This is a genomic window from Burkholderia reimsis, assembly GCF_003294055.1.
Taxonomy (GTDB): Bacteria; Pseudomonadota; Gammaproteobacteria; order Burkholderiales; family Burkholderiaceae; genus Burkholderia; species Burkholderia cepacia.
On record NZ_QMFZ01000086.1, the window covers coordinates 1 to 10,285 of the forward strand.

The following is a 10,285-nucleotide window of genomic DNA, read 5'->3' on the forward strand; positions in this document are numbered from 1 at the left end:
GGCTTCATTGGGGGGCGGCGGATGACGCTGGCGTGACGTATCGGTGACGGTCGGCGCGGACGAGGCGGATTCTCGCGGCGATGGTACCCGGTTTCGCGGTGCGTGCGCGAGTGCGGCGCGGCGGCGCGACGACAGCGGCGGGGGCCGCCGCGTCAAAAGCTTTGCGCTTCCGCGGGCGCTGGATTACATTGTGCGACGCAGCCGCGCCCGATTCGCGCGCGACCCGGCACGCAATGAGACCGGGCGCGTCCGGCCGGCGGCTGTCCGGCCCGGCCGGCCCGCTCTCGCGTGCGCCGTCCGCCAGCCCGTCTTGCCTCTCTCGTATCGCCGTGGAAAACACCGGCTGTCCCGCCCGTTCGCGCGCGGGCCGGCTGTTTTTGGGGGTATCCGGCCGTACTGTGCACGGCCGTTCCGGAGTGATAAGGAGATAGCATGAAGTCGATCGTGTTGAGAGCGTTGGGTGTCGCCGCCGTGGCGGCCTGTCTGTCGGGCAGCGTGTATGCGCAGTCGAGCGATGCGGCGGCAACGGAAGCGCCCGCGGCAGCGACCAGCGCGCCGAAGGCCGCCGCGAAAACCGCGAAGAAGGCGAACCGCAAGCTCGGCTATACGGTGCGCAAGGCGATTTCGAAGGAATCGGGCGTCAACGTGTCGAACCTCGTCGTGCGTTCGAAGGGCGGCGCGATCACGCTGGAAGGCACGATGCCGGCCCAGGACCAGATCGACAAGGCCGAAGCTGCAGCCAAGGGCGTGGCGGGCGTGACGTCGGTCACGAACAAGCTGACGGTTCAGCAGCAGTGATGCCGGGCGGCGGCGCGCGAGCGCCGCGTGCGCCCGTTTCCAGGCGGGCCCCGGCATGCCGGGGCCCGTTTGCGCTTGAGAGGCCGCAAGCCGCATGAAGCGGCGGCGGACCGATAACGATATCGAGAGGGCGGCGATGACGAGGCTCGGGTGGGGCAGGCGGATGGTTTTCGGCGCGGCGCTGGCCGCGATCGCGCTACTCGGCGCCTGCAACGGCGACGAATCGGCCGAGCGCAACCGGTTGCCCGGTTTCGTGTCCGGCAGCGTGCGCACGACAGCCTATGACGGCGCGAGCGACGACCTGCTGACGGCCGGCCTCGGCAAGACGGGCCTCGGCTCGGCCACCGCCCCCGGCTTCGCGAACGCCGCCCGGCCGACGGGCGCCGAGCTGCGCCGCCTCGCGATCTGGTCGAATTACCGCGCGCTCGTCGACATGAGCGCGAACGGCGGCTACGGCCGCTTCTGGGGGCCGAACGTCGATCTCGACGGCAACGACACGCTCGGCGAAGGCAAGATCCCCGGCACCGAATATCTCGCGTATTCCGACGACGGCAGCGGCAGCAAGAACGTGACGCTGCTCGTGCAGGTGCCCGCCAGCTTCAATCCCGCGCAGCCGTGCATCGTCACCGCGACGTCGTCGGGCTCGCGCGGCGTGTACGGCGCGATTTCCGCGGCCGGCGAATGGGCGCTCAAGCGCGGCTGCGCGGTTGCCTACAACGACAAGGGCGGCGGCAACGGCGCGCACGAACTCATGTCGGACACCGTCACGCTGATCGACGGCACGCTCGCCAACGCGGTGCTGGCCGGCACCGCGAGCCTGTTCACCGCGAACGTGACGAGCGGCGATCTCGCCACCTTCAATTCCCGCTTCCCGAACCGCTACGCGTTCAAGCACGCGCATTCGCAGCAGAATCCCGAGCAGGACTGGGGGCGCGTGACGCTGCAGTCGGTCGAGTTCGCGTACTGGGCGCTCAACGAGCAGTTCGGCCCGCTGATCGACAGCTCGCATCACGGCGTGCGCTATCGCGCGGGCGACATCACGACGATCGCCGCGTCGGTCAGCAACGGCGGCGGCGCGTCGCTCGCGGCGGCCGAGCAGGACAGTCGCGGCTGGATCACCGCGGTCGTGGTCGGCGAGCCGCAAATCAACGTGCGGATGGCGCCGAATGCGGTCGTGCGCTCGGGTGGCCAGCCGGTGCCGTCGTTCGGCCGGCCGCTGGCCGACTACGCGACCCTCGCGAACCTGCTTCAGCCGTGCGCGGCCGCGTCGGCGTCGCTCGCCGGTGCGCCGTACCTGAGCGCGCTGCCGGCGGCGACCACGCAGTCGATCCGCACGCAGCGCTGCGCGACGCTCGCCGCGGCCGGGCTCGTGTCGGGGGCCGATACGCAAAGCCAGGCCGCCGACGCGCTCGCGCAGCTCCACGCGGCCGGCTACCTTGCCGATTCCGACCTGCTGCAAGCGCCGATGTGGGATTCGCAGGCGATTCCGGCGATCGCCGTCACGTATGCGAACGCATACACGCGCTCGCGCGTCACCGACAACCTGTGCAATTTCAGCTTCGCGACGACGAACCCGGCAACGGGCGCCGTCGCCGCGCCTGCCACGTCGCCGATGCCGGCCGTCTTCGGCGTCGGCAACGGCGTGCCGCCGACGGCCGGCATCAACCTCGTGTTCAACACGGGCGCGGGCATCGACCACCGGCTCGCGACACCCGATGCGAGTTTCGCGGGCGCGCTGTGCCTGCGCCAGCTCTGGACGAACGGGATGCTCGGGATGCCCGCGAACGTCGACGCGGTGCGCGTGAACGCGAACCTGCAGGGCAAGCCGGCGATCATCGTGCAGGGCCGCAGCGATGCGCTGGTGCCCGTGAACCACGCATCGCGCGCGTACGTCGCACAGAACGGCATCAGCGAAGGCGGGCGCAGCCGGCTCGTGTTCTACGAGGTGACGAATGGCCAGCACTTCGACGCGTTCCTGCCGGTGCCGGGCTTCGACACGCGCTTCGTGCCGGTTCACTACTACAACGTGCAGGCGCTGAACCTGATGTGGCGGCACCTGAAGAACGGTGCGCCGCTGCCGCCGTCGCAGGTGATCCGCACGGTGCCGCGCGGTGGCACGCCGGGCGCCGCGCCCGCGCTGACGAGCGCGAACCTGCCGCCGATCTCGGCCGCGCCGGGGGCGAACGCGATCACGACCGGTGCCGGCACGATCGACGTGCCGCTCTGACGGCGCCCGCCGCGCCGCCCGCACGAAGCCGGACAGCCGTCCGGCTTTTTTCTTTGAGCGAATGGAATCGGTCCCGGATTGGCCTTTGTCCGAATGGCGAGCGCTGTAACAAATTCTTACTTTACGGCGCTAAATCAGAACCCTAATATGCGCCGGTATTTTCACTTAATTTAATAAATTACAGATACGAAGATATTCCTTTCCGTTTAGTTAATCGATCCTTTCGATTTTGTTAAATCGGCTCGAGTCGCGGTTGATCGCTGTTCTGCGATTAATCGGTATCTCGCCGAGGGGGATCGTTCGTCTGTTCGAAGCGAGGCGCCCTTGTCGGGCGGGCCTTGTGGGGTGTGTTTTGCCGTCGATTTTGTGTGCATGCAAATTCGCGCAATGAATTCGTATTGCCGCGGATTATCGAATTGCCGTTTGCAATGGAATTGATTCCATTGTGCGGTTGCAGAAAAACATGGGTGGGGTAAATCGTGCCGATCGGTATTCGCCGATCCGGTAAAAAACTCGGAGTGCGTCGCATAACGAATGCATTCCTGGTGCGGAGCGCCGGCGCAAATGATCCTTTGCGACCGGCGGTATTTATCGTTCTGTTCGAGAGGCAATAATGACGACACGGAAGTCCTTGAAAGACGGTTTCGCGCTATTCGGAACGACCCTGAGCGTGCCGCTCGCCGCAGCCGCGGCCGCGGCGCTGCTCGTCACGGGGTGCGGCGGCGACGACGGGCCGAGCCCGGCTGCTTCGGCCGCCGCCGCGGCTGCGACGTCGGCCGGCGCCAGCACGCAGGCCAACACCAGCGCAACGGCCGCAGCGGCCGACCAGCCGTACGTCGACAACGACGTGTACGGCACCGGGCCGAACGACGCGGTCACGGATTCCACGGAAGGGGCGGCCGTCGTCCACCGGTCGGTCACGATCGGCGGCAAGACCATCAAGTACACGGCCACCACGGGCCACCTGACGACGATCGACCCGGTCACGTCGGCGCCGAACGCGAAGATGTTCTACGTCGCGTACACGCAGGACAATCCGGACCCGTCGAAGCCGCGCCCGGTCACGTTCTTCTACAACGGCGGCCCCGGCTCGTCGTCGGTCTACCTGCTGCTCGGCTCGTACGGGCCGAAGCGCCTGCAGTCGTCGTTCCCGAACTTCACGCCGCCCGCGCCGTACAAGCTGCTCGACAACCCGGACAGCCTGCTCGACCGTACCGACCTCGTGTTCATCAACCCGGTCGGCACCGGTTATTCGGCGGCGATCGCCCCGGCGAAGAACAAGGACTTCTGGGGCACCGACCAGGACGCCCGCTCGATCGACCGCTTCATCCAGCGCTACCTGACCAAGTACTCGCGCTGGAATTCGCCGAAATTCCTGTACGGCGAGTCGTACGGCACCGCGCGCAGCGCGGTCGTGTCGTGGGTGCTGCACGAGGACGGCATCGACCTGAACGGGATCACGCTGCAGTCGTCGATCCTCGACTACGCGAATGCGTTGTCCGCGCCGGGCACGTTCCCGACACTCGCGGCCGACGCGTTCTACTGGAAGAAGACGACGCTCAACCCGACGCCGACCGATCTCGACGCGTACATGGTCCAGGCCCGCAACTACGCGGACAACACGCTCGCGCCGCTTGCACAGAAGCCGAACCCGCAGGACGGCGGCTTCGTGAACGTGCGGCTGAACCTGAACCTGCAGACCGCGCAGCAGATGGGCGCGTACATCGGCACGGACCCGACGTCGCTGATCCAGACGTTCGGCAACCCGGCCGCGCTCGGCAACGTGCCGTCGTCGGACGACAACCCGCCGTACACGTTCTTCCTGACGCTCGTGCCGGGCACGCAGATCGGCCAGTACGACGGTCGCGCGAACTTCACGGGCAAGGGCATCGCGCCGTACATCCTGCCGAACTCGGGCAGCAACGATCCGTCGATCACGAACGTCGGCGGCGCGTATACGGTGCTGTGGAACAGCTACATCAACACCGACCTCAAGTACACGTCGACGTCGTCGTTCGTGGACCTGAACGACCAGGTCTTCAACAACTGGGACTTCAGCCACACCGACCCGACCGGCGCGAACAAGGGCGGCGGCAACACGCTGTACACGGCCGGCGACCTGGCGTCGACGATGAGCGTGAACCCGGACCTGAAGGTGCTGTCGGCGAACGGCTATTTCGACGCCGTCACGCCGTTCCACCAGACGGAGCTGACGCTCGCGCAGATGCCGCTCGACCCGACGCTCAAGGCGCAGAACCTGACGATCAAGAACTACCCGTCGGGCCACATGATCTACCTGAACGACGCGTCGCGCACCGCGCTGAAGGGCGATCTCGCCAACTTCTACGACGGGATCCTCGCGAACCGTACTGCGCTGCAACGGGTGCTGAAGCTGCAGGCGCGCACGCAGCAGCTCAAGCAGCAGAAACTGCAGCAGCAAGGGCAGTAAGCGGAGCGGGCGGCTTGCCGTCCGAAGCGATGTAAAGGCATCGCCTCGTCACGCGCTCCGGTTCGTCACGTGGCGCGCGTCGATGGCGGTGCTGTCGTTTTTCAGGATGCCCCGTGAGTCATGGACTTCCGGGGCATCGTCTTGTTTGCGGCCGGCGCGTCGTTGTCGAATCCTTAAAAGAGGGATGAATAGCCCTCTATTGAGGATTTTCTGGTAAATCCTCATAATAAGGACAATTGTCCTTATTATGAGGATTCGCATGGGTCTTGCTGATTTTCTCTTCACACCGGGCATGCAGCGGGTGTTGGGTGCGACGCTACTGCAACCCGATCGAAGCTTTACGTTACAGGAACTGCTGCGTCTGGCAGACAGCGGGCGCGGAAGTGCTCAAAAGCAGGTGGATCGGCTGGTGGAAGTCGGCGTACTCACCGAGGACGCCCGTCGAGGCCGACAAAGGAGCATCCGCGCGAATACGGAATTCGTCCTCTATCCGGAACTTGTCAGCATCGCACGCAAGTCGTTTGCCGTTGCAGAGCCGTTGAGGGAAGCCTTATCGCCGTTTGCGGCGCATATCACCACGGCATTCGTGTTCGGCTCGGTGGCCAAGGGTTCCGACAGCGGCCATAGCGACATCGATCTGATCGTCATCGGGAACGTCCCGCTCCTCGAGCTATCTGAAGCCTTGCACGTGGTCGAGCAAAGTCTGCTGCGTCCCGTCAACTTTTCTTTGTACGAGCCGGCCGAATGGGCTGCGCTGGTAGACGCCGACCCTGTCATGGCCCAGATCGCCCAAGGCCCCACGCTGAGGATATTGTGATGCCGCGTCCGACCGAATACGAAAACCTCATCAGGGCGAAAGCCTTCGATGCGGTTGCGCCGACACCCGGAGCAATCGAGGGCTTCCTGCGCAATGCTGCGGACTACAAGGCCACTGCCGCCGAGCTGGATTCCGCCCGGCATTTGCAGGTATTTACCTTGGCCTATGAAGGCTACTTTCAGGTGGTACAGGCGATCCTGGAGTTTTATGAGGTGCGAACCAAAGATGCCGGCCGTAACCTGGCAATCCAACGCGTGTCTACCTCGCTGGGCGTGAGTCCTCAGGAGTTTGCGTTCATCACGAAGGCACACGAGCGCCGCAACGGCACGTCGTACGTTTCTCCGTTTCCCACGGTGTCGAAGGCCGAGGCCGCGACGATGCTGGGCATCCTGACCAAATACCTGCCCGTTGCGCGTGCGCTGACGGGTACGCCCTGAGAATTGTTCGGGACTCCGTCAACCCATGTGGGGAAGGCGGTTCACCCACGGGGACGGTGTCTTTTGTCGGAGACGAGCGGGTGTCGATTCACGACACGGCGGAGCGCCGTGCCGGGCCGCCTACGCGAGCACGAGCCTCACGCCGACTGCGACGAGCGTCGCGGCGAGCAGGTTGCGCAGCAGCCGCTCGGGTGCGCGCGCCGACAGCAGGCTGCCGAGCACGATGCCCGGCAACGAGCCGAGCAGCAGCGACAGCAGCATCGACCAGTCGACCGAGCCGAGCAGCCAATGGCCCATGCCGGCGACCAGCGTGAGCGGTACCGCGTGCGCGATGTCGGACCCGACGATGCGGGTCGTCGCGAGCATCGGATACAGCAGCAGGAGCACGGTGACGCCGATCGCGCCGGCACCGACCGACGTCATCGACACGAGCACGCCGAGCACGGCGCCCGTCAGCACGGTCGACCACAGCGTGCGCGCGGGGCTCGGTGTGAGCGGGTTGCGCGCGGCGAACGCGGTGAGCTGCGGCCGGAAGATCAGCGCGAGCGACGTGAGCAGCAGCGCGACGCCGAGCACGAGCTGGATCATCCGCGCGGTGCCCGGCGTATTCATCCCGTGCGTGTGCAGCCACCACAGCGTGATGGCCGCGGCCGGCACGCTGCCTGCCGCGAGCCGGCCCGTGATGCGCCAGTCGATCGAACCCTTCAGGCCGTGGACGAGCGTGCCGGTGGCCTTGGTCGCCGCCGCATAGAGCAGGTCGGTGCCGACCGCCGTCGCGGGGTGGACGCCGAACAGCAGCACGAGGATCGGCGTCATCAACGAACCACCGCCGACGCCGGTCAGGCCGACGAGGATGCCGACGAACAGGCCGGACAACGAGTACAGCAGATCGATATGGGGAAGCGACATCGGAAGGAGGCGGTTATGCGGCGTTCGGCGGTAGCGGCGCGTGGGTCAAAGTCCGCCATTGTCGCAAATGTGGCGGGTCGGTGTACGACTGCGTTAAAAATCGGCCGGGAAGGCGCGGGCGGCAGGCGGCGGTGAAACGGGCGTTTGAACGGGGCAGGGCCAACGTGATGGCCGGTGCCGGCCAGCCACGACAGGACGGGCGGTGCGCGGCACCCGGAAGAAGAAAAAGGGCGCGACGGTGCGCGCCCCGGGTTCGATACAGACGGCCGGATTCGTCCGCCGCCTGCGGCTCGTCGGCGTCAGTGCATCGCGGGGCCGGTACCTTCGACGGCGTCCTGCCGCCGGATGCGCAGCGCGAGCCCGATCAGCGCGGCGGCGGCAGCGAATGCCGCGCCGAACGCGAAGGCCGCATGGTAGCCGCCGTTCAGTGCGTCGAGCGGCGCGGCGTTCGCTGCCGCGAGCACGTCGGTGCGGGCGGCCGCGAGGCTCGCGAGCACGGTGAGGCCGAGCGCGCCGCCCATCATGAACGCGGTGTTGACGATCCCCGACGCGAGCCCGGAATCGGCCGGATCGACGTCGCTCATCGCGGCGAGCAGCATCGGGTTGAATGCGACGCCCGCGCCGATGCCGAGCAGCGTCATGCCGGGCAGCACGTGCCAGGCGAAGCCGCCGTCCATCGGCGCGCGCGAAAACAGGGCGAGGCCGCAGGCCGCGATCAGCAGGCCGGCCGCGATCGGGCCGCGGATCCCGAAGCGCATCACGATGCGCGCGGACAGCCCGAGCGAGAACGCGGCCATGATCAGGTTCGCCGGCAGGAACGCGAGACCGACCTGCAGCGGCCCGTAGCCGAGCACACGCTGCATGTACAGCGCGGACAGGAAGAACCACGCGAACATCGCGGCCGCCCACAGCACGCCGATCACGTTCGCGAGCGCGACGTTGCGCGCGGCGAACAGCGTGAGCGGCATCAGCGGATGCGCGGCGCGCGCCTCGATCGCGATGAACAGGGCGAGCAGCGCGACCGCGGCGCCGATCAGCACGACGGTCTGCGTCGACAGCCAGCCGGCTTCGTTGCCGCCGACGATCCCGTAGACCGCCAGCATCAGCGACGCGGTCACGGTGACCGCGCCCGCGACGTCAAGCCTTGAGGTGCCGGCCGGCGCGCGCAGGCGCGGCAGCAGCGCGACGCACATCGCATAGACGGCGATGCCGATCGGCAGGTTGACGAGGAAGATCCAGTGCCACGACAGCGAGCTCGTCAGCAGCCCGCCGAGCAGCACGCCGATGCTGCCGCCGCCCGCGCAGACAAAGCCGTACACGCCCATCGCCCGCGCGCGCTCGCCGGGCTCGGTGAAGAGATTCATGATCAGCGACAGCGACACGGCCGACACCACCGCGCCGCCGAGCCCCTGCACCGCGCGCGCGGCGATCAGCATCGTCTGCGACTGGGCGAGGCCGCATGCGAGCGACGCGAGCGTGAACACGACGAGGCCGGCGAGGAACATGCGCCGCTGGCCATACAGGTCGCCGAGCCGGCCGCCGAGCAGCAGGCAGCCGCCGAACGTCAGCAGGTACGCGTTGACGACCCACACGAGGGCCGTTTCGGTGAAATGGAGGTCGGTGCTGATCGACGGCAGCGCAACGTTCACGATCGTGCTGTCGAGCACGATCATCAGCACGCCGAGGCAGAGGACGATCAGCGCGTACCAGCGCTTCTCGCCGTGGATCCCGTGGGTCATGGGCTTGCAGCCTTCTGATAGTTATTTGAAAGGATGCATTGTAGGCCCCCTCGGCGCGGGCTTCCTGCCGGTTTGTGGCAGGAGCGATGCGTAGTCGCGCGTTCGGGCGGGACGCGCGTGACGGATGCGACGGGCGTTAAGTGCGCGCCGGCAGTTCGCAGCCGTCGGGGCCGCAGGCGGCCGCGTCGCTGCCGTCGACCTCGACGATGCCGTCGCGCCATGCCTGGTCGAGCGCCTGCGCGAATGCGTCGGCCGGCTGCGCGCCCGACACCGCGTAACGGCCGCCGAACACGAACAGCGGCACGCCGCGCCCGCCGATCTGCGCGGCGCGCGCGATGTCGGCTTCGACTTCGTCGCGATACAGGTCGCTGCGCAGCACGTCTTCGACGGCCGCGCGCTCGAGCCCCGCTTCGACCGCGAATTCGGTGAGCTCGGCGTGATCGAACAGCGAGCCGTGCTCGCAGAAATACGCGCGGTACAGCCGCTCGGTCAGCGCGTGCGCGCGGCCCGTTGCTTCCGCGAGCTTCACGAGCCGGTGGCCGTCGAGCGTGTCGCCGACGAGCGTGCCGGGCAGGTCGTAACGCAGCCCGACGCTCGCGGCCGCATCGGTCACCTGGCGCAGCATCTGGTCGACCTGCGCGAGCGACATCCGGTACTTGCCGGCGAGCATCGCCTCGACCGGCTCGACCGGCTGGCCCGGCATCAGCCGGTATGCGCGCAGCGCGACGTCGACGCGCTCGGCGTGCGCGAACGCGGCGAGCGCCTCGTCGAAGCGGCGCTTGCCGATCCAGCACCACGGGCAGATCAGGTCGGACCAGATTTCGACGGTCAGGGTCGGGCGGGCAATCGGGGCGGGAGCGGTCGTCATGGGCGGTTCCGGGCAGCAAAAAAGTGTAACCGGGACTATAT

At 67.3% G+C, this 10,285-nt stretch carries 8 protein-coding genes; 5 read left to right on the forward strand and 3 right to left on the reverse strand.

Going from position 1 to position 10,285, the window contains the following annotated elements; genetic code table 11:
* Window positions 1-432: 432 nt before the first annotated feature.
* From DPV79_RS41000 to DPV79_RS41025, 5 genes are all read left to right on the forward strand, one after another.
* Window positions 433-798 carry a BON domain-containing protein gene (locus DPV79_RS41000; protein ID WP_021157129.1) on the forward strand — a complete coding sequence of 122 codons (366 nt, stop codon included), beginning with the start codon at window positions 433-435 and terminating at the stop codon, window positions 796-798.
* A gap of 136 nt (window positions 799-934) precedes the next feature.
* Window positions 935-3,025, forward strand: coding sequence for a D-(-)-3-hydroxybutyrate oligomer hydrolase (locus DPV79_RS41005; RefSeq protein WP_113048129.1), 2,091 nt, complete (start codon window positions 935-937; stop codon window positions 3,023-3,025).
* A 613-nt stretch (window positions 3,026-3,638) separates the two neighbouring features.
* Entirely contained in the window at window positions 3,639-5,474 is a 1,836-nt protein-coding gene (locus DPV79_RS41015; RefSeq protein ID WP_060174628.1) for a S10 family peptidase, read from the forward strand.
* A gap of 259 nt (window positions 5,475-5,733) precedes the next feature.
* Window positions 5,734-6,291 (forward strand): nucleotidyltransferase domain-containing protein, encoded by a 558-nt coding sequence (locus DPV79_RS41020; protein WP_113048130.1) that lies wholly within the window; start codon window positions 5,734-5,736, stop codon window positions 6,289-6,291.
* A complete protein-coding gene (locus tag DPV79_RS41025; protein WP_059620984.1) occupies window positions 6,291-6,728 on the forward strand; it encodes a hypothetical protein in 438 nt (145 codons plus the stop codon). The genes DPV79_RS41020 and DPV79_RS41025 overlap by 1 nt, the downstream gene beginning before the upstream one ends.
* Window positions 6,729-6,848: 120 nt before the next feature.
* Here DPV79_RS41025 and DPV79_RS41030 read toward each other — a convergent pair whose 3' ends face one another.
* From DPV79_RS41030 to DPV79_RS41040, 3 genes are all read right to left on the reverse strand, one after another.
* Window positions 6,849-7,637, reverse strand: coding sequence for a sulfite exporter TauE/SafE family protein (locus DPV79_RS41030; protein ID WP_021157126.1), 789 nt, complete (start codon window positions 7,635-7,637; stop codon window positions 6,849-6,851).
* 299 nt (window positions 7,638-7,936) lie between these two features.
* Window positions 7,937-9,376: a DHA2 family efflux MFS transporter permease subunit gene (locus DPV79_RS41035; protein ID WP_113048131.1), complete on the reverse strand. Its 1,440-nt coding sequence runs from the start codon at window positions 9,374-9,376 to the stop codon at window positions 7,937-7,939.
* A 136-nt stretch (window positions 9,377-9,512) separates the two neighbouring features.
* Entirely contained in the window at window positions 9,513-10,244 is a 732-nt protein-coding gene (locus DPV79_RS41040) for a DsbA family oxidoreductase (protein ID WP_113048132.1), read from the reverse strand.
* Window positions 10,245-10,285: the final 41 nt, after the last annotated feature.

Excerpts from the sequence above, each read along its gene's own strand:
- DPV79_RS41000 (WP_021157129.1), top strand. The coding sequence starts at position 433 with ATGAAGTCGATCGTGTTGAGAGCGTTGGGTGTCGCCGCCGTGGCGGCC.
- DPV79_RS41030 (WP_021157126.1), bottom strand. The coding sequence starts at position 7,637 with ATGTCGCTTCCCCATATCGATCTGCTGTACTCGTTGTCCGGCCTGTTC.
- DPV79_RS41020 (WP_113048130.1), top strand. The coding sequence starts at position 5,734 with ATGGGTCTTGCTGATTTTCTCTTCACACCGGGCATGCAGCGGGTGTTG.
- DPV79_RS41035 (WP_113048131.1), bottom strand. The coding sequence starts at position 9,376 with ATGACCCACGGGATCCACGGCGAGAAGCGCTGGTACGCGCTGATCGTC.
- DPV79_RS41025 (WP_059620984.1), top strand. The coding sequence starts at position 6,291 with ATGCCGCGTCCGACCGAATACGAAAACCTCATCAGGGCGAAAGCCTTC.
- DPV79_RS41005 (WP_113048129.1), top strand. The coding sequence starts at position 935 with ATGACGAGGCTCGGGTGGGGCAGGCGGATGGTTTTCGGCGCGGCGCTG.
- DPV79_RS41015 (WP_060174628.1), top strand. The coding sequence starts at position 3,639 with ATGACGACACGGAAGTCCTTGAAAGACGGTTTCGCGCTATTCGGAACG.
- DPV79_RS41040 (WP_113048132.1), bottom strand. The coding sequence starts at position 10,244 with ATGACGACCGCTCCCGCCCCGATTGCCCGCCCGACCCTGACCGTCGAA.